This is a genomic window from Nocardia sp. NPDC006044 (assembly GCF_042871115.1).
Classification (GTDB): domain Bacteria; phylum Actinomycetota; class Actinomycetes; order Mycobacteriales; family Mycobacteriaceae; genus Nocardia.
The window spans coordinates 178,576-196,776 of the sequence record NZ_JBIAID010000003.1 but is presented as its reverse complement, the minus strand read 5'-3'; the positions used below and the strand labels follow the sequence as shown (position 1 = coordinate 196,776).

At 69.2% G+C, this 18,201-nt stretch carries 17 protein-coding genes and 1 riboswitch; of the genes, 7 read left to right on the top strand and 10 right to left on the bottom strand.

Annotated elements, in window-relative coordinates:
• Genes ACFYO1_RS25565 through ACFYO1_RS25545 form a run of 5 tightly spaced genes read right to left on the bottom strand, consistent with a single transcriptional unit; the run spans window position 1 to window position 5,487 of the window.
• Window positions 1-1,620, bottom strand: coding sequence for an ABC transporter substrate-binding protein (locus ACFYO1_RS25565; RefSeq protein ID WP_387235878.1), 1,620 nt, complete (start codon window positions 1,618-1,620; stop codon window positions 1-3).
• Window positions 1,617-2,729, bottom strand: a complete 1,113-nt coding sequence (locus tag ACFYO1_RS25560; RefSeq protein WP_387235875.1) for an LLM class flavin-dependent oxidoreductase — start codon at window positions 2,727-2,729, stop codon at window positions 1,617-1,619. The genes ACFYO1_RS25565 and ACFYO1_RS25560 overlap by 4 nt, the downstream gene beginning before the upstream one ends.
• A gap of 3 nt (window positions 2,730-2,732) precedes the next feature.
• Window positions 2,733-3,707, bottom strand: coding sequence for an ABC transporter substrate-binding protein (locus ACFYO1_RS25555; RefSeq protein WP_387235872.1), 975 nt, complete (start codon window positions 3,705-3,707; stop codon window positions 2,733-2,735).
• Window positions 3,707-4,474 (bottom strand): amino acid ABC transporter ATP-binding protein, encoded by a 768-nt coding sequence (locus ACFYO1_RS25550; RefSeq protein WP_387235869.1) that lies wholly within the window; start codon window positions 4,472-4,474, stop codon window positions 3,707-3,709. The genes ACFYO1_RS25555 and ACFYO1_RS25550 overlap by 1 nt, the downstream gene beginning before the upstream one ends.
• The gene (locus ACFYO1_RS25545; RefSeq protein WP_387235866.1) at window positions 4,471-5,487 is read right to left on the bottom strand and encodes an amino acid ABC transporter permease; all 1,017 of its coding nucleotides are present in this window, start codon (window positions 5,485-5,487) and stop codon (window positions 4,471-4,473) included. The genes ACFYO1_RS25550 and ACFYO1_RS25545 overlap by 4 nt, the downstream gene beginning before the upstream one ends.
• A gap of 190 nt (window positions 5,488-5,677) precedes the next feature.
• Window positions 5,678-5,772, bottom strand: a riboswitch (SAM riboswitch).
• Between the two features lie 388 nt (window positions 5,773-6,160).
• Between ACFYO1_RS25545 and ACFYO1_RS25540 the strand changes: the two genes are divergently transcribed.
• Complete coding sequence (locus ACFYO1_RS25540) at window positions 6,161-6,883, top strand: hypothetical protein (RefSeq protein WP_387235863.1); 723 nt, start codon at window positions 6,161-6,163, stop codon at window positions 6,881-6,883.
• A 123-nt stretch (window positions 6,884-7,006) separates the two neighbouring features.
• Here ACFYO1_RS25540 and ACFYO1_RS25535 read toward each other — a convergent pair whose 3' ends face one another.
• The 5 genes from ACFYO1_RS25535 to ACFYO1_RS25515 form a co-directional block, all read right to left on the bottom strand.
• On the bottom strand, window positions 7,007-8,182 hold the full coding sequence (locus ACFYO1_RS25535) for a glycosyltransferase (RefSeq protein WP_387235860.1): 1,176 nt from the start codon (window positions 8,180-8,182) through the stop codon (window positions 7,007-7,009).
• Window positions 8,155-8,901 (bottom strand): LppM family (lipo)protein, encoded by a 747-nt coding sequence (locus ACFYO1_RS25530; RefSeq protein ID WP_378726368.1) that lies wholly within the window; start codon window positions 8,899-8,901, stop codon window positions 8,155-8,157. Before ACFYO1_RS25530 ends, ACFYO1_RS25535 begins: the two co-directional genes overlap by 28 nt.
• A gap of 96 nt (window positions 8,902-8,997) precedes the next feature.
• Window positions 8,998-9,837, bottom strand: a complete 840-nt coding sequence (locus ACFYO1_RS25525; RefSeq protein ID WP_387235857.1) for a carotenoid biosynthesis protein — start codon at window positions 9,835-9,837, stop codon at window positions 8,998-9,000.
• A gap of 82 nt (window positions 9,838-9,919) precedes the next feature.
• Window positions 9,920-11,485: a phytoene desaturase family protein gene (locus ACFYO1_RS25520; RefSeq protein WP_387235854.1), complete on the bottom strand. Its 1,566-nt coding sequence runs from the start codon at window positions 11,483-11,485 to the stop codon at window positions 9,920-9,922.
• Between the two features lie 34 nt (window positions 11,486-11,519).
• Window positions 11,520-12,131: a GNAT family N-acetyltransferase gene (locus ACFYO1_RS25515; protein ID WP_387235851.1), complete on the bottom strand. Its 612-nt coding sequence runs from the start codon at window positions 12,129-12,131 to the stop codon at window positions 11,520-11,522.
• 143 nt (window positions 12,132-12,274) lie between these two features.
• Here ACFYO1_RS25515 and ACFYO1_RS25510 point away from each other — a divergent pair, with 143 nt between their 5' ends.
• From ACFYO1_RS25510 to ACFYO1_RS25485, 6 genes are all read left to right on the top strand, one after another.
• Window positions 12,275-12,715: an SAV_6107 family HEPN domain-containing protein gene (locus tag ACFYO1_RS25510; protein WP_378726364.1), complete on the top strand. Its 441-nt coding sequence runs from the start codon at window positions 12,275-12,277 to the stop codon at window positions 12,713-12,715.
• Between the two features lie 148 nt (window positions 12,716-12,863).
• On the top strand, window positions 12,864-13,292 hold the full coding sequence (locus ACFYO1_RS25505) for a DUF3040 domain-containing protein (protein ID WP_387235847.1): 429 nt from the start codon (window positions 12,864-12,866) through the stop codon (window positions 13,290-13,292).
• 416 nt (window positions 13,293-13,708) lie between these two features.
• Window positions 13,709-14,140 (top strand): division/cell wall cluster transcriptional repressor MraZ, encoded by a 432-nt coding sequence (mraZ, locus tag ACFYO1_RS25500; protein WP_040733463.1) that lies wholly within the window; start codon window positions 13,709-13,711, stop codon window positions 14,138-14,140.
• 143 nt (window positions 14,141-14,283) lie between these two features.
• Window positions 14,284-15,312 carry a 16S rRNA (cytosine(1402)-N(4))-methyltransferase RsmH gene (gene rsmH / locus ACFYO1_RS25495; protein ID WP_387235844.1) on the top strand — a complete coding sequence of 343 codons (1,029 nt, stop codon included), beginning with the start codon at window positions 14,284-14,286 and terminating at the stop codon, window positions 15,310-15,312.
• Window positions 15,313-15,397: 85 nt separating this feature from the next.
• Window positions 15,398-16,198: a hypothetical protein gene (locus ACFYO1_RS25490; protein WP_387235841.1), complete on the top strand. Its 801-nt coding sequence runs from the start codon at window positions 15,398-15,400 to the stop codon at window positions 16,196-16,198.
• Window positions 16,195-18,087: a peptidoglycan D,D-transpeptidase FtsI family protein gene (locus tag ACFYO1_RS25485; protein WP_387235839.1), complete on the top strand. Its 1,893-nt coding sequence runs from the start codon at window positions 16,195-16,197 to the stop codon at window positions 18,085-18,087. The genes ACFYO1_RS25490 and ACFYO1_RS25485 overlap by 4 nt, the downstream gene beginning before the upstream one ends.
• Window positions 18,088-18,201 lie beyond the last annotated feature (114 nt).

Sequence of the window (18,201 nt, the reverse complement as noted above, 5' to 3'; positions counted from 1 at the left end):
CTACCGTCCGCTCAGCCAGGTGTCGAAGAACTGCAGGCGGGCCGATGCCTCGAACTTCAGGTCCTGCGTGGTGCCGGCCGCACCGATGGCCTGGGACAGCTCCACCGTCGGAATCAGCAGCCCGGCGTCGAGCACCTGCTGCTGCGCGGTATGCACGAGGCCGGTGCGCACGCCGGTGTCGACGGTGCTCAACTGCCCGTTCAGCGCGTCGTCGAGGGCCGGAATGGGCCCGCGCGCATTGAGATTGCGCCCCTCCAGACCGAACGAGGTGCGCAGGATGTCCCCATCGGCGCGGGTGGTGTTGCCGTAGGAGCTGTCGAAGTCCTTCGAGTTCTGCTTGGCGGTCTGCTCGGCGACCGACACCAGGTCCAGCTTCAGCTCGACCCCGACCTGGCGCAGCTGCTGCTGCACCAGCTCGATGATCGCCTGGTTGCCGCCGAACACCTGACTGAACACCACCGAGAAGGACAGGCGCTCACCGTTCTTCGCCCGGATGCCGTCCCCGCCGGGTACCCAGCCGGCTTGGTCGAGAATGCCGCGGGCCTTGACCGGGTCGTAGGCCAGGCGCGCCGACAGGTCCTGGTAGCCGGGCGTGCTGCTGGCCAGCGGGCTGGTCGCGGGCTTGAACTGGGGCCCGAGCACGGTGTCCACCAACTGCTTCCGGTCGATGGCGGGCAGCAGCGCCTGGCGCACCGCCGGGTCGCGCAGCGGCCCGCGGGTCACGTTGGTCTGGAAGCCGAACGGCACACCGGGATTCGCGGTGCTCAGCACCCGCCCGCCGGCTGCCTCGATCTGCGGCGCGTCCTGCGGTAGGGCATCGCTGATCGCGTCGAGCTGGCCCGACGCGAGACTGCCGGTGCGCACACCGGATTCGGGCACCACGGTGAACTCGATCTTGTCCAGATAGGCCTCGCCGCGATGCGCGAACACCGCCGAACCCCACTGGTAACCCGCGCGTTTGGCCAGCGTCGCCGACGCGTCCTGGCGGTAGCTCGCGTAGGTGAACGGGCCGCTGGCGATATTGTCGCCGAGGCAGCGCTGCTCGGCCGGCTTGGCGGTGGTGGCCTCGGCCTGGATCCCGAGCTGGGTCGTCGAAGTCGCCTGCAGGAACTGCGCGTTGGGCTTGCTGAACTCGACCCGCGCGGTCAACCGGTCCACGGCGGTGGTGCCGACGTAGTTGGTCAGGTAGCTGGCGGCGAGCGCCGCCTTGGCCGCGCCGAGCTTCAGCACCGAATCGAAGGTCTGCCGGACCGAGTCCGCGGTGAACGCGGTGCCGTCGCTGAACGTGACGCCGTCGGTGAGGTGGAAGGTGAACACCTTCGCGTCCGGAGTGACTTCCCAGCTCTGCGCGAGCCACGGCTTCAACTCGCCGGTCTTCGGATCCTGGTCGGTCAGCGAATCGACGATCTGCCGGGTGACGTAGAGCGTTTGGTTGGTGCCCGACTGCGCGGGATCCGAGCAGGTCGGAGCCTGGGACAGGCCGTAGCGCAGGGTGCCGCCCGGCTTGGGCGGCCCGGCATCGCCGCCGGGTGCGGCCGAATCGGTGCCGCAGGCGGTCACGGCGGTGGCCGCCGCGAGGGCGCCGGCCAGCGCGACGATTCGATGGCGGGTGCGAATCACGAGGTAACTCCAGAAGTTTCGGCGCGGACGGGTTCGTCGCGCGGGTCGAGCTCGGCGGCATCGGCGCCGGTGGCCAAGGGGCGGCTGGGAATTCGGCGGCGCAGCTCCGGCGCCACCTCGGTCTGGAACAGCGCCAGGCTGTCCAGGTAGTCGATCTCGGGGCGGCCGTCGCGCTCGGCGGACAGATGGATCACCTCGTGGCCGAACTGCTCGTGCTGCCTGCCGACCTTGTCGATCACCTGCTCCGGGCTGCCGACCAGAGCCGAACTGCGCGTGACGAAGTCGTCCAGGGACTCGAACACCACCGGCAGGCCGAGCTTGCGCGCCAACGCGAGTCGCGCCTCGAAGATCGGGCGGTAGGTCTGCAATGCCTGCTGGGAACTGCGGGCGACGTGGAAGCCCGCCGTGCCCGCGCCGACCAGCGCGTCGGCGGGGTTGTGCCCGTAGAACTCCCAGCGCTCCCGGTAGTGACGGACCAGTTCGGCGTACGGCTCGATCGGGTTGGTGACGTTCGCCGAGAACAGCGGATCACCGTGGCGCGCGGCCAGTTCGACCGAATCCCGGCTGGTCGCGCTGCCGTGCCAGATCCGGATCTTCGGCTGCCACGGCCGCGGCAGCGCCTTGGCGTTGGTCAACTCCGGCCGGAACCGGCCCGACCAGGTGACGCTGTCGCTGTCCCACAGCGCCCGGAACAGGTCGTAGCCTTCACGATTGCGGTCCCACTGGTCGTCAGTGGTGACGTGGAACAGCTCGGCCTGCGCGGCCCCGTTGCCCTTGCCGATGATCAGCTCCAGGCGCCCGCCGGACAGGTTGTCCAGCGTCGAGTAGTCCTCGAAGGCGCGCACCGGATCGAGCAGGCTCAGCGTGGTGACCGCGGTGAACAGCGTGATGCGGGAGGTGACGGCGGCGATGTGGCTGAGGATCACCGGGGGAGCGGCGGACAGGAACGGATCCTCGTGCCGCTCACCGACGGCGAAGCCGTCGTAACCCAGATCCTCGGCGAGCCTTGCCTGTTCGACGACGTTGCGCAGGCGCTCCCTGGTGCCGGGCAGCCGGCCGGTGGTCGGATCCGGCACCCGGGTGACGAGGGTGAAGAGTAGGAATTTCATGTCTCACCGCTGCTTCGGTAGGCCGGGCGGATTGATCCGCGACTGGGTGACCTGCTCGGTCTTCAGGCCCCACCGATCGATCACCTGCTGGTAGGTGCCGTGTTCGATGGCGTAGTTGAGCGCGTGCTGGACCGCGGTGACCAGCCCGTTGTTCTTCTTGGTGAGCACCGCGATCTCGCCTTGCAGCGCGTCGCCCGCGCCGGAGAAGGTGGCCAGGATCTTGGTCTGGTTCGCGGTGGCGGAGTGGTAGATCGCGGTCGGGTTCGGGCCGATGTAGGCGTCGAGCCGTTGCGAGGCCAGCGCGAGGTAGTAGTCGCTGGTCTTGTCGAAGTAGGCGATGTCGATCGGCGGCAGCTTCTCCGCGGTGTTCTGCTCGTTCCACTTCACCAGCAACTGCTCCTGGTTGGTGCCGGTGCCGACGCCGATCCGCTTGCCCGCCAGGCTTTTCCGGTCCTTGTACTCGAGCGTGCTCTGCTTGGGCACCTCGAGCGCGACGGTGTCGTTGCGATAGGTGGCGAAGTCGTACTTCTCCTTGCGCTCCTCGGTGACCGTCACGTTGGAGATGAACGCGTCTACCTCACCGGAATCGATGCGCACGAAGTTCTGCGACCAATCCGCCACCTGCGCATCGAGTTTCAGACCGAGAATGTCGGCGACCAGGGAGGCGAAATCGACCTCCGAGCCGACCACGGTCTTGTCGTCGTTGGCGTAGAAACGCAGCGGCGGTGCGGTGCCGGACGCGCCGGTCACCACGAGGGTGCCGCGATCGCGGATGGCTTGCGGCACTTCGGCGGCGATGCTGTCCACCTTGGCGGCGCGCACCCGGCCGGTCTGGGCGGCGGAGAGGTCGAAGGTGATCGCACCGGCGGGCTGGGCCGCGGACTCCGCTTCGGGATCGGTGCAGCCGGTGGCCAGCAGTACGACCGCGGTCGCGGCGGCGGTGGCCAGGGCGGAGAGCTTCATCGGATACCTGTTCATCAACGGACTCGGGAAAGGAAGGCGCGGGTGCGCGGGTGTTCGGGATGGTCGAGGACGGCCTCGGGCGGACCCTGCTCGACGATCGCGCCGGCGTCGAGAAACACCACGGTGTCGGCGATTTCGCGGGCGAAGCCGATCTCGTGGGTGACGATCACCAGCGCGGTGCCGCCGTGCGCGAGATCGCGGATCACATCCAGGACCTCGCCGACGAGTTCGGGGTCCAGCGCGGAGGTCGGCTCGTCGAACAGGATCACCCTGGGGCGCAGGGCAAGTGCCCGGGCGATCGCCACTCGTTGCTGCTGCCCGCCGGAGAGCCTGCGCGGGTAGGCGTCGGCCAGCTCGCCGATGCCGACCCGGTTCAGCAGCACGCGCGCCTCGGCCTCGATCTCCTTGCGGTCGCGGCGCTGCGCGGAAAGCGGTGCGATGGTGACGTTGTCGAGTACGGTCAGATGCGGGAACAGGTTGAACTGCTGGAAGACGAACCCGATGTGGGAGCGCTGCTTGCGCACCTCGCGGTCGGGCAGCGCGTGCAACGTGTTGCGGCGCAGCCGATATCCGATCAGTTCACCGTCGATGTGCACGGTGCCGGCGTCCAGCGACTCCAGGTGGTTGACCACCCGCAGCAGCGTGGACTTGCCCGAACCGGACGGGCCGATCACCGTGACCACCTCGCCGGAGCGCACGGTCAGGTCGACGCCGCGCAGGACCTCGTGTGCGCCATAGGATTTGCGGACGCCGCGGACCTCGACGGCGAGTGCGGTGCTCATCGGGTCGCTCCTCGCGGTGCGGTGGAACCGGAATCGGCGATCTCGCGCAGCTTCTGCCAGGCCCGCTGGGCGGGCGACGGCGGTGGCGTGCGCTGGGTGCCCTTGGCGTAGTGGCGCTCGATGTAGTACTGCGCCACCGAGAGAACGGTGGTGAGCACGATGTACCAGGCGGTGGCGACCAGCAGCAGCGGCACCACCCGGCCGTTGCGGCCGTAGATCACCTGAACCTGGTAGAACAGCTCGGCAATGGCCATCACCGACACGATCGAGGTGCCCTTGAACAGGCTGATCACCTCGTTGGTCGCGTTGGGCAGGATCGAGCGCATGGCCTGCGGGACCACGATCGAGCGGAATTGGCGCACCTTCGGAATGCCCAGCGCGGCAGCCGCTTCGAGCTGACCGGCGTCGACGGAGATGATGCCCGCGCGGATGATCTCGGCCGAATACGCCGCCTGATGCAACGCGAGCCCGATCACCGCCGCGGTGAACCCGCTGATCACGCCGTTCACCTCGAAGGTGAAAAACGAGGGGCCGAACGGGATTCCGACCGAGAGCGTGTTGTACAGGTAGGCGATGTTGAACCAGAACAGCAGCTGCACGATGAGCGGAATCGAGCGGAACGCCCAGATGTAGCACCACGAGATCACCCGCAGCACCGGATTGTTCGACAGCCGCGCGATAGCCAGCGCGGTGCCGAGCAGGAAGCCGAGCGCGGTGCCCCAGGCGGTGAGCTCCAGCGTCACCTTCAGCGAGGCCAGCACCGACTTCGCGGTGATGTACTTCGCGAACGTCGGCCAGTCCCACCCGGGGTTGGTGACCAGGCCGTGCACGAACTGAGCCAGCAGGATGAGCGCGACGGCGCTGATCACCCAGCGCCACGGGTGCCACTGCTTGGCCACCTTCGGCGCGGAGTCCGTCGTCGGCGCCGCGGATTCGTCCGGCGCCGCCTCGAGCACTGGTTCGGATCGGCCACCGGCCTTGTCGACGGCATCGGGTGCAATAAATGCACTCATGTCGAAGTCCTTCGGAAGAACGAACGAGACCGCGCCACATCGGGCCGCGGTCACACCACCCGGCCAGCGACGGGTGCAACGAACTGGCTGCGGGTCAGACCCGACAGCTCGCGGAGGTCACCTTGCATTGGTCGATGTGTCGGCGGCCCCAACGGGTGCCTCGGGCAGCGGCGATTCGCATTTCGGTTCTCCTCCATCGGTCCCGGCGGAAGCACCCGCACCCGGTGAACCGGGGGGTTGCTGCGACGTCGACGAGCCAGGTCTCTCGGTCGCTCTGGATGGTTGTCGCCGCTCCGGACATCGGACGATGTCAGGGTCGAGCCGAATTATCATGCCCAGCAGGAGAACCCTTAGGCAAGGGAAGCAATCATCGTGAGCGTAGATCTTGCCGCAGCCCGGTTTGCCGGGTAGGTCGGATAGCCGAATATGCGCTGGCGCAGTCTGTTCGGGGTCGGTCGACTTCGCGGGGCGGGCGCTCACGGACTCGGGCGGCTCCGCCGGGAAGCAGCATACGGCCTACCGCCGTCCGCGGGGTACGGACCCCGCGAACTGGGCGTCGGCGGTGCGGCCCTGGGGACACGCCGATAGCTTGCCGCAGGCAATAATGCCAGTTCAGGGCGTTAGCCGGAGTACCGTCAACCTTCGATTGCGTCGACGATGAGAAGAGGTCTCCATGGCCGTAGCGCGCCGTCTGACCGTATTGTCCGCTGTCGCGACCTGCTCGGTCGCGCTGGCGCTCGCGGCCCCGTCCGCGGGCGCGGCCCCGAATTCGCCCGCCGCCCCGGTTCCGCCGGTGGTCACCGACCGTTCCGGGCAGACCGGCGCCGTCGCACCCGGTGATCTGTTCGGCGTCTACAACGCCGCCATCGACGGCCTGCGCGCGTTCGGCATGCAACCGTTCCTCTACCCGACCGCGGCCGCGTACTGCCTCAACGGCAACTCCCTCGGCCTGGCCCCGGCCGTGGCCGGCGCGGTGCCGGGTCCGTGGCCCAAGACCTCGGTCACCATCCCCGGCCTCGACCTGTCCGCCGTCAAGGCCGGGCAGACCATGTTCACCTTCGTCCCCTACGGCCTGAACCAGGACGGACCGGACACCACCGGCATGCAGGTGGCCTGGCTGAACGTGACCAGCGGCCGCGGCGGACTCGCGTCGATGGGCCCGCTGTCCACCATCCTGCGCGCGATGATCCCGGCCGAGGTGCCGATCGCGCTGCGCCCCATCGCCGAACGGGCGATCCAGGACTTCTTCTTCGCGGCCCTCCCGATGGGCGGCGTGCGCGCCGTTCCGGTCGACACCGGGCAGGGCACCGTGCTCGCGGCGGTCTTCGGCACGGTCGAGAACGGCGGCAAGTCCTGCTTCTTCCTGCCGACGGTCGGAATCACCGAGGTTCCGTAGGCCGGCGTTATCCGTTGGGCGCGCCGTCTCTCCAGCGCAGTGTGCCTGGTGGGAGGATATGCGGAGGCGTGCCTGCCGGGTGAGCGGCGAAGGCCAGCCGAACCGATCGTCTGCTGCCGCCGGTTACCTACCGTCGAAGTCGAGTACGCGGCCCTTCCAACGCAATAGGCCGCGTTGTCGAGCGCGCTGGGATCGTGCCCACAGCAGTAAATATGCGGCGACCGAGAGTGGGTGAGGTAGGGCCGCAAGGACATCGGTGGAGCCGATCCGCCGGGTTTCGAGCGAGCGTGCCAGCAGCCTGCCGGTGACGGCTGCCGCATAGCCCAGCACGCCCGCCCGGCGCACAGCGCCGCGACCACCCAGGGCGGCCACCGGCGGGACCCAATAGGCCAGGGCGGCAAGCGTTCCCACGGCAGCGCCACCCGCGACCGTGCCGCCGTAGGCGGACCACAGCCAGCGGGTGTAGCCGGCCTCGAGTTCGGCGGTGCTCTCGTACATTCGAGTGCTCGCCATCCGCCCCGCGGCGATCAGTGCGGTGGGATGCCCTGCGCGGCGCAGTGTCCGGGCGATGTCGAGGTCTTCGGTGACGCTGGCGGCGACGGCCGCGTGTCCGCCGACGGCGCGATAGGCGGCGGTGTCGAACACCAGAAACTGGCCGCAGGCAACGGAAGTCGACGGTCGCAGGCTTCGATTGGCCAGTGCGATCGGTAGCGTCGCCGCCCACGACCAAGCCAGCAACGGCTGCACCAAGGCCTCGGCGAGCGACCCGGCCCGCTGCAGCGGCCACGGAGATATCAAGGCGACCCGGCGCTTCCGCAATTCGGTGACGGCGGCCGCGATCGCGCCGGGCGCCAGCCGCACATCCGCGTCCACGAAGACCAGGACCGGCGCAACCACCGATTCGGCCAATCGCGCACACGCGGCGGCTTTGCCGGTCCAACCGGACGGAGGCTCGGCGTCATTGCGCAACAACGTGATTCGCGGATCGCCACCGGCCGCCTCGACTGCGGCCGCGAAGGTGTCATCGCCCGACGCGTCGTCGAGAATCACGACACTCATCCGCGCGACCCCGCGCTGCGCCCGCAGATCCGCGATCAACCCGGGCAGCCGCGCGGCCTCGTTCCGGGCCGGCACGCACACCGCGACCGGCTCGATCACGCCGGTCGCGGCATTCGTCAACTGGCGCACCGTGATCCGGTTGCCGAGCGCGATCACCGCGCCCGCCACCGAGATTCCGGCGCCGGCCCGAACCGCGCCCCGCCGAACGGAACTCAGCGGTTCTGCTTGACCGATTTCCACCAGCGACTCCAGGAGAGACCGGTGGGCGCGCCGGGCGCGGGCGGGTTGCGGTCCATGTAGGCCATGGCCGCGATGATGGCGGCGACGGCGAGGGTGATGCCGCCGACGATGCCGGCCCAGCCCGCGAACGAGCGGGTGTTCGGGTCGGCGTAGCTGACCTCGGCGCGCAGCGTGGAGACGTCGCCGGCGGGCAGCTTCCAGGACACGATGTTGTCGCCCTCGCGGTTGCCATTGGTCTTGGCCACGCGGGCCGGGAACGCGATGGTGAACTGCACGTCGGAGCCGTGCGGCGGCACGGATTTCAGGTCGACCCGGCCGGTCAGGCTGACCAGGTCGCCGGCCCGCTGGAACTGGAGCTGGAACATGCCCTGGGTTTGCTCGGACAGCTGACCGAGCTGGCCGACCTCGCCGAACGACATGTCCTCGAAGAACACCTGGCTGCCGACGTACCCATCCTGCGAGTAGGACTCCACCCGCACCTTCGCGGCGAGCGAGTCCGGCGCCTTCAGCTGCGGGCCCTTGTCATTGGGCTCGGCGGGCACCACCGCGGCGACGATCCGCCCGGAGACGCGGTCGTTGGACGAAACACCCATAGACACCTGCACCCGCAGGCAGCCCGCGAGGACGGGCACCAGCAATGCCGCGAGCAGAACGGCCGCGGCGACACGCACGCCAAGGCGGCGCGTCCGCGGCGACGGTAGTACCGGGGCATCGGGCATCGTGGTGACGGGACTCGGCTGCACGGGGACATCGTGCCAGGCCATCCGTCCAGATGCCCACGCGACGGGCGGAACGAGGCGCGCGTTGTGTCCGGGCTAGCCCACGGGCTCCGGTCGCAGGCGGGAAAAGTGCAGGTGACGCAGCAGCGGGAGGCCCAGGACGGCCAGTCCGGCGCCGCCGTAGCACGCCGAGACCGGCAGCCCGAGGAACACCGCGTGCGCGAGCGTGGAACCGAGCCAGGTCCACAGGAAAACCGCCACCGGCACGGATATCGCGGAAACACTGTCCAGCCCCGCTGACCGATTCGGCGGGATATCCAGCCCCGCTGACGCGGGCACCGCCCGATCCAGGACGGTCAGCAGCGCACCCATGAGCAGCGTCACCGCGAACCAGCCGAGGTAATTCGTGACCGGAATCTCCGCCAGGCCGGGCAGTCCCGAGTCGGTGTCGCACCAGGTCCACTGCCCGTCGGCGACCATCTGCGGGTCGAGGAACAGGTCCCAGCCGACCGCGCCCAGAGCGGTCAGCCCGATGCGGGAGGGCGCGCGGCGCGCCAAGAGCCCCGCGACGATCCAGATCGGATACAACCCGCCGGTCCAGGCCAGCGGAACCACCAGCGGCACCCCGCTGAGCGCGGGCCCGAGCCGATCGGCCGCATACGCGTAACACCCGAACGGAATGCCCGTCGCGGTCCCGACGACCTCGGCGGTCAACCCGAGTCCCGACACGACCACCAAAAACCCGGCCGCATAACGAATCCCGCGGGTCGCCGTCGCATGCGCCAGCGCCGTGCCCGCCGACAGCAGCACGACCGCCACCGTGACCCGGTCTCGCGCGCCGCCGGACGACAGCGGGTACGCGATCTGCACGAGCACCAGCGCCACCGCCAACCCGAGCGGCGCAACCTGACGCACTGTCCCATGTGCGCCACTCACAGCCGCACGCCTCCTGATTTCCCGCACCGAAATTCGCACGCGATTCTCGGCGCGGGAAGACGAAAGTGGTGCGGCTGCGCGGTCATCGCTTGCGCAGCAACGGGAATCGACCGCGGCGCAGGTCGCGCAGGGCGAGGTTGGCGGCGCTGCGGCCGCTGGCGCCGGAGACGCCGCCACCCGGATGCGTGGACGCGCCGGTCAGATAGAGCCCGGGGGCGCCGGGCACGCGCTGGCCGGACAGCTCCGGCAGCGGCCGCCACATCATCATCTGGTCCAGCGCCATGTCCACGTGCATCACATTGCCGCCCAGCAGTCCCATCTCGCGCTCCAGATCGACCGGGGTCTGCACGAACCTGCGCAGCACCGAATCGGCGAAACCCGGTGCGTAGGAGTCGACTTCGGCAATGATGCGATCCGCCTCCTGCTCGCCGTGCGCGGCCCACGCGCTGCCGTCGGCCAGCCGATACGGGTGCCACTGCGCCCACAGCGAGAGCTGGTGTTCGCCGGGCGGCGCGATGCTCGGGTCCAGCGCGCTGAAACTCATCGCCAGCACCACCGGCCGCGGCGGCAGGTCACCGGCGGACGCGGCGCCGTGCGCGAGCCGGAGCTGCCGCCGGTCGGACACGAGAAACTGGAGCCCGCGGGCGGATTCGCCGACCGCACTGCCGGGATAACTCGGCAGCGAGCTGGTCGCCACCCGCACCACCATGCCGATCCCTGGTCCGACCCGGATGCGCCGCCGCCAGTCGTCCAGCACGGCGGCGTCGAATCCGCCCGCACCCAGCAGATCCAGGGTGGTCAGCACGTGTGCGCCCGCGATAACGGTGTCCGCGTGCAGGTTTCGCCCCGACGCGGTGCGCACCCGCCAGCCGTCCCCGGCGCGCCGCAGCTCGGTCACCGCGTCGCCCGCCGTCACGACGCCACCATCGGAACGCAGCCGCCGCACCAGCGCCGCGGACAGCGCGCCGCTACCGCCGACCGCGCGGCCAGGCGGCAGCGTATGCATGAGCGCGGCGAAGCCCACCATCGGCGCGGTGCCCGGCTCGGACATCGGGGGACCGGACTGCGCGCCGAACCAGGCCAGCGATGCCTTGAGCCGTTCGTCCTGAAAGTGCGTGTCCAGCAGCGCGTCCCCGGACTGCAAGAACTCCCGCGAGAGCGCGCTCCCGCCGTCCTTCGCGTCCAGCCCCCAGAACGAGCGCAGCAACCGCCCGGGTGTCGGCCCGCCACCGAACGCGCGCATCACCCGCGCGCTGCGCGGTCCCCACACCTCCACGAACCGCCGATACGCCGCGGCATCCGGTTCGCCACAGGCCGCCGCGATCGACGCACAGGTCGCATCCAGGTCTCGATGGAACACCAACGGCGCGCGGCCTTCGGAACCCGGCGTGAAACCCCAAGGGTCGCAATCGATATACCGCAGCCCGAAGCGGTCGAGTTCGAGCTCCTCGATGATCCCGGTGTGCCGCACCATGATGTGCGCCGACGACCCGCGATCGACCAGATGCCCGGGAAACCGCTCGACCGTCGACACCGCCCCGCCGAGCACCTCGTCGCGTTCGAGCACCTCCACCGGGTGTCCGGCCCGCGCGAGATAGCAGGCGGCGACCAGCGCGTTGTGGCCCGAACCGACGACAACGACCGTCACGTGACCCTCACGCGGGTACCCCGAGGCCGCAGCGTCACAGCGGTAACCGCCGTCCGAGGATGGCGAACGGCCGATTGTCGCCCGCGAACACGAAATTCCGTACCACGTCGGTGAATTCCTGCCGCCGGTACAGCCGCCAGGCCCGGTTGTCCTCGCCGGCCACCTCCGGGGTGGACAGCAGCACCGCCTGCTCGGGCCGGTCGCGCAGCAGTCGTTCGAGCAGGGTGCCGCCGATGCCGAGCCCCTGCGCCGACGGATGCACATGCAGCTCGGTCAGCTCGAAATAGTCCGAAAGCAGTTCGCGCGTCGAATGTTCCGGCCAGCCGGAGCGTCGCATCCCGCTGTGCACCTGCTGATGCCACCACTGGTGCGCGGCGCCGCGATAGCCGTAGGCGATCGCCACGATCGGCGCGGAACGTAGGTCGACGTGCCCCGAATCGTCGGGCACCACCGCGGCGACGGCCTGCCAGCCGGGGCGGGTGGTGTGTTCGGTCCACATCGGCGCGCGATGGTGTTCGGTGCCGCGCGGATAGTCCATCGCCGCGACATACACCGCCAGCGCATCGTGCAGCCGGGAGCGCAGTGCCGCGACGGAGAGGTCGACGACGACTGGTGCGGGGGTGTGATTTGGCTTGACGGCGGTCATGGCTCTCGTCGGGTCCACTGCGGGCGCGGAAGTTTGTCGGTGGGTGTCTCTATATTCAAACTCAATTCAAACGTTCGAATGCCTGTTCGATCACACCAAGGCGGTGTTGGCCACGGGCACGCGATGGCGGAGGGACTGGCGAGATGTCTGGTCGAGTCGAATATCCGGGACAGCCGGGTCGGGCGGGCAAGCTGCTGCAACGGGCCGACGGCCTGCTCATGCAGGCGGCGGGGGAGCGGGACCCGCGCGAGCGCTTCCGCGCCGCGTATATCGCCGCATTGCGCGGGGCCGGCGCGGTCATCGCGCTCACCGGTGCGGACAACGCGCCGCGGGCGCGTTCGCGCAACGCGTGGGTGCTGATGCAGTCCGCCGCGCCCGAGTTCGTCATGTGGTCCGACTACTTCAGCGCGCGGTCGGAGACCAGGGCCGCGCTGGAGGCCGGACTCGACCGTGACATCGATGATGACGAGGCCGACGAGTTCTATTCGCGGGTAGGAGCATTCCTGCACGACGTCGAAGATCTCCTCAGCGCATCGGCCCGGTTGCGCCCCGCACCGGGGTGGACAAACGGCATGACCGGATAGTGACCGGCGGCACGCCCACATAGTTATGGGCGACTAGGTGGTACGGCCCTGATCGAACTCGTATCATTGGTGTCAGATAGCCGCCAAGGTCGGCTATCAGGTCGCCTACCCGGAGGCGACAGCCACGCCTAGTGCCGGGGGAGGTACCGTGCCACTCTCCGAGCACGAGCAGCGCATGCTCGAACAGATCGAGAGCGCGCTCTATGCTGAGGATCCGAAGTTCGCGTCGTCCGTCCGCGGCGGGCGCCTTCGCTCGACCTCGAGTCGCCGCAGACTCCAGGCCGCGGCCTTGTTCGTCCTTGGTCTGTTCCTACTCGTCGCCGGCATCGCCGCTCCAGTGAAGCCCGGCGGCTTCCCGATCATCAGTCTGGTCGGCTTCATCGTCATGTTCGGTGCCGGCGTACTGCTGCTGGTCGGCACCTCCAAGGGCATGGCGAAGGGCGATCGGGCCGGCGGCGACGCCACGCCCGGCGGTCCCGGCGGTGGAACGGCCGGACAACGTGGGCGCCAACGTAAGTCCGGTGGTTTCTCCGAACGGATGGAGGACCGATTCCGGCGACGGTTCGAGCAGGATTAGCCCGCTCGTAGCCCGACATCTGCACACAGACGGCGACGCCGCACCGATCCGGTGCGGCGTCGCCGTCTCGCGTGCGGAGGACCGCGGACCCTCGGTGATCTCCGCGTGGGGCGCGCGGCACTTGCTCCACATCTCCCCACAAGATCCCCCACTTCCCCCCAATCCGTAGCCGAGCGACGTCGCACCTGGGCGTTTGCTGGGTGTTTCCGGGCCTTTGTCCATGCGGACTGTGCGTGTCGGCAGAACACGCAAAAAGTTCTCCACCGGGGTGATAGCTGGGATGACCTGCGGAATCGTCTGAGCCGGGAGCCAGATCACCGGCAGTTTCGATTGAAAGTGGGGGAAAGTGGGGTAATGTGGAGCGCGCACTACAGGAAAGGCCGACCATCGAGGTGATCGACTAGGGAGGTATCGAGTTGTTTCTCGGTACCTACACACCTCGGCTGGACGACAAGGGGCGACTCACGTTGCCTGCGAAATTTCGAGACGATCTGGCGGGAGGGTTGATGGTCACGAAGGGTCAGGACCACAGCCTTGCCGTGTATCCCAAGGAAGAGTTCACCGCGCTCGCCCGGCGAGCCGCGGCGGCATCTCGAAGTAATCCGCAGGCTCGCGCGTTCGTCCGGGCTCTAGCGGCCGGTACGGATGAACAACGTCCGGACGCACAGGGCCGGATCGTGTTGTCTGCCGAACATCGGCGCTACGCAAACCTGCAACGGGATTGCGTGGTCACCGGCTCGGTCGACTTCCTCGAAATATGGGACAAGCAGGCGTGGGACTCCTACCTCGCCGAGCACGAGGAGGACTTCTCGCAAGCGAGAGACGAGTCGCTGGGCGGAATCTTCTAGCCCCCCGAGCGAACGAGTGCCGCGCGGCCTCTGCCCGGACGCGGACCCTGACGTACTTCCCCGACGCCAGGTGCCGAGGTTCGGTCAGAGACCACGGGGCATTCGTCTCCGGCAACGGTTCTTATGCACAGCATTCTCCGAACATGGCGACCCGTCCGCGGTGCGCGACGAAGCGAGGCAGATCCCGGGAGGTCGAGGTGAACCATGAGCAGGACGGCCCCCGCCATGTTCCTGTTCTGCTCGGGCGAGCCGACGCGTTGCTCGGGCCCGCGCTCACCGAACCCGGCGCCGTCTACCTCGACGCGACCCTCGGTCTCGGCGGACACGCCGAACATTTCCTGCGGACCTATCCCGGCCTCCGGCTCGTCGGTCTCGATCGCGATACCGCCGCGCTGAAGCTGGCCACCGAGCGGCTCGCGCCGTTCGCGGATCGAATCACCCTGGTACACACCCGATACGACGGGATCGCCGAGGCGCTCGCGCAAGCCGGATTGACCGCCGAGGGCTCGGTATCCGGCATCCTGATGGATCTCGGCGTGTCCTCGATGCAGCTCGACGAGGCCGATCGCGGCTTCGCCTACTCCGTCGACGCGCCGCTGGACATGCGGATGGATCCGACCACCGGCCCCACCGCCGCCGACGTGCTCAATACCTACAGCCACGGCGACCTGGCCCGGGTGCTGAAAACCTATGGCGAGGAACGCTTCGCGGGCCGGATCGCGTCGGAGGTGCTGCGCCGCCGCCGGCAGAAGCCGTTCACCACCAGCGCCGAGCTGGTGGAACTGCTGTATGCCGCGATACCCGCGGCGACCAGGCGGACCGGTGGGCATCCGGCCAAGCGCACGTTCCAGGCGCTGCGGGTGGAGGTCAACCGCGAGCTCGATTCGTTGCGCGCGGCACTGCCCGCGGCGCTCGATGCGCTGCGGGTCGGCGGCCGGATCGTGGTCATGTCGTATCAGTCACTCGAGGACAAGGTGGTCAAGCAGGAGTTCGCGCCGCGCGCGGCCTCCCGCACCCCCGTCGACCTACCGGTCGAATTGCCCGGCATGGGACCGGAATTCCGGATGCTGACCCGTGGCGCGGAGAAAGCGACCGAGGAGGAGATAGCGGAGAACCCGCGGGCCGCACCGGTAAGGATGCGGGCCGCGGAGCGAATTCAGGAGGCCGGATGAGCGATGAACTCGTCCGGTGGACCGGGTGCGGGGCCTGGACAAGGGAGGCCGGATGTCCCGCACAGACTCACGAGGGGACGGCAGTATGAGTATTCGAACGCGGACCGTCGAGGCGCCCGGGCGGATCGCCCGCCGGGTCCACGAATCCGAGCGGGTGAAATCGGGCGCCGCGCAACGGGCCTACGCCCGGCGCCGGACTCGCGCCGAAACCCGTTCGGACACACCTGATCTGCCGCCCCGGTCGGGGTCGGTGATGGCCGCGCGGATTCCGTTCGTGGCGGCGATCATCGCGCTGCTCGGTTGCGGTCTCGCGCTCACGCTGCTGCTGACTACCCGCGCCGCGGAGGACAGCTACCAGCTCGGTGACATCCGCGCGACCAACAAGCGGCTCGCCGATGAGCGGGCCGCGCTGCAACGTGAGGTGGAGTCCGCGGATTCCGCGCCCGACTTGGCTGCTCGCGCAAGGGAACTGGGCATGATTCCGGCCAAGGACCCGGCCCGCATCGTGGTCGCCCCGGACGGCACCGTGACGGTGATCGGCAAGCCGACGCCGGCCGACGGCCCCCCGGTGCCGCCGCTGAACATCTCGCCCACCGCACCGCCCAACCCGCAGGCAGGCAACGCGCAGGCACGCGGCGAACGCGTCATGCCGGTGACGACCACACCGACGACCCCGCCCGCCCTGCCGCCCGTGCCGGGCACCGCCGCTCAGGTGAACGCGGCCCAGGCCAGCCCGGTTCCGGTCAGCCCGGTCCCGCCGGTGCCCGCCGCGCCGGCCGAGGCCGCGCCGCCGCAGGCTGAAATCCCGCGCCCGCCTGCGGAACTCGCTCAGGGGCAGGCGGAAACCCCACAGCCACAAGCACTTCCCGACGGAGGCCAGCGGTGACCCAGACCAGACCCGCGCCGCGCCGGCGACGCGAGCCTGGTCCGAGCAAGTCGGCTCGGCCGCGTTCGGCGCCGCCGAAGAAGGACCGGCCGCTACGCAGGCGACTCGGCGCCGGGCGGATCATCATGCTGATCGCGCTCGGCGTCGTCGCGTTGCAGTTGCTGTGGATTCAGACCATCGGCGCGCCGAACCTGTCCGCGCAGGCGGCGACGCAGCGCACGCAGCACGAGCCGGACTACGCGGTGCGCGGCCCGATCACCGATCGCAACGGCAAGTCGCTCGCCTACACCATCGCCGCGAAGCAACTGAACTTCCAGCCGGTCGTGGTCCGTAAGCAACTCGCCGACGCCAAGGCGAAGAACAGCAAGGCGCCCGACCCGGACGAGCGGTTGAAGGCCATCGCCAAGACCGTGCACGACAAGCTCGGCAAGGCGGGCCCGTCGGAGGCCGACCTGCTCGCCAAGCTGCGCAGCGACGAGACGTTCGTGTACTTGGCGCGCGGTGTCGACCCGCGGATCGCCGCGGATATCCGCACGCAGTACCCCGAGGTCGGCGCGGACTCCCAGTATCCGAGGGAACATCCGGGCGGATCGCTGGCCGCGAACATCCTCGGCACCACCGGCTGGGACGGGCACGGCCAGATCGGCCTCGAGTCCTCGCTGGACTCGGTGCTCGCGGGCACCGACGGTTCGCACACCTACGACCGCGGCTCCGACGGCGCGGTCATCCCCGGCAGCTCGCGGGACAAGCAGGACGCGGTCAACGGCCACGGCGTCGAGCTGACCGTGGATTCGGACTTGCAGTACTACGTGCAGCAGCAGGTGCAGCAGGCCAAGGAGATGTCCGGCGCCAACTCGGCCTCGGCCGTCGTGCTCGACGCCAAGACCGGGCAGGTCCTGTCGATGGCCAACGACAACACCTTCAATCCGCAGCTGGGCCCGCAGACGTGGGCGAGCGCGGAGATGAGCAACCCGTCGGTGTCGAACGTGTTCGAGCCCGGATCGGTGAACAAGATCATCACCGCGGCCGCCGCGATCGAGTACGGGCTGACCAATCCCGATGAGGTGCACCAGGTTCCGGGCGAGATCCGGATGGCGGGGGTGACCGTGCACGACGCGTGGGTGCACGGTGTCGCGCCCTACACCACCACCGGCATCTTCGGCAGGTCCTCCAACGTGGGCACGCTGATGCTGGCCCAGCGCGTCGGCGAGGATCGCTTCGCCGACATGGTGAACCGCTTCGGCCTCGGGCAGCGCACCGGGGTCGGCCTGCCGGGCGAGAGCGGCGGTGTGGTGCCGGCCCGGGATCAGTGGTCGGGCGGCACCTTCGCCAATCTCCCCATCGGCCAGGGCCTTTCGATGACCACGTTGCAGATGACCGGCATGTACCAGGCCATCGCCAACGACGGGGTGCGCATCCCGCCGCGGATCATCAAGGCCAAGATCGCACCGGACGGCACCCGCACCGACGAGGTGCAGCCCGACGGTGTGCGGGTGGTGAGCCCGCAGACCGCGGCGACGTTGCGCACCATGTTCCAGTCGGTGGTCCAGCGCGACCCGATGAACGCCAACCAGAACGGCACCGGCGGGCCCGCCGCGATCGAGGGCTACCAGATCGCCGGCAAGACCGGCACCGCGCAGAAGGTCGATCCCAACTGCGGCTGCTACTCGACCTCGTCGTTCTACATCACCTTCGCCGGCATCGCCCCCGCCGACAACCCGCGCTACGTCATCGGCCTGATGCTGGACAACCCCATCCGCAGCGCCGACGGCAGCGGCGGTCAGTCGGCGGCGCCGCTGTTCCACAACATCGCCTCCTGGGCGTTGCAGCGCGACCGCATCCCGCCGTCGCCGGAACCGTCCAAGCGATTCGTGCTCCAGGCCGACTGAATCCGTGCGGGTGTGGGACATACCGCGCGGGCGGTGCGAGGTGTTCGGTAGGTGCGTTGCGGCGCCGTGACCGGCCGTCGGTAACCTGACTCGTCGTCCCAGTCCCCGCCCGTA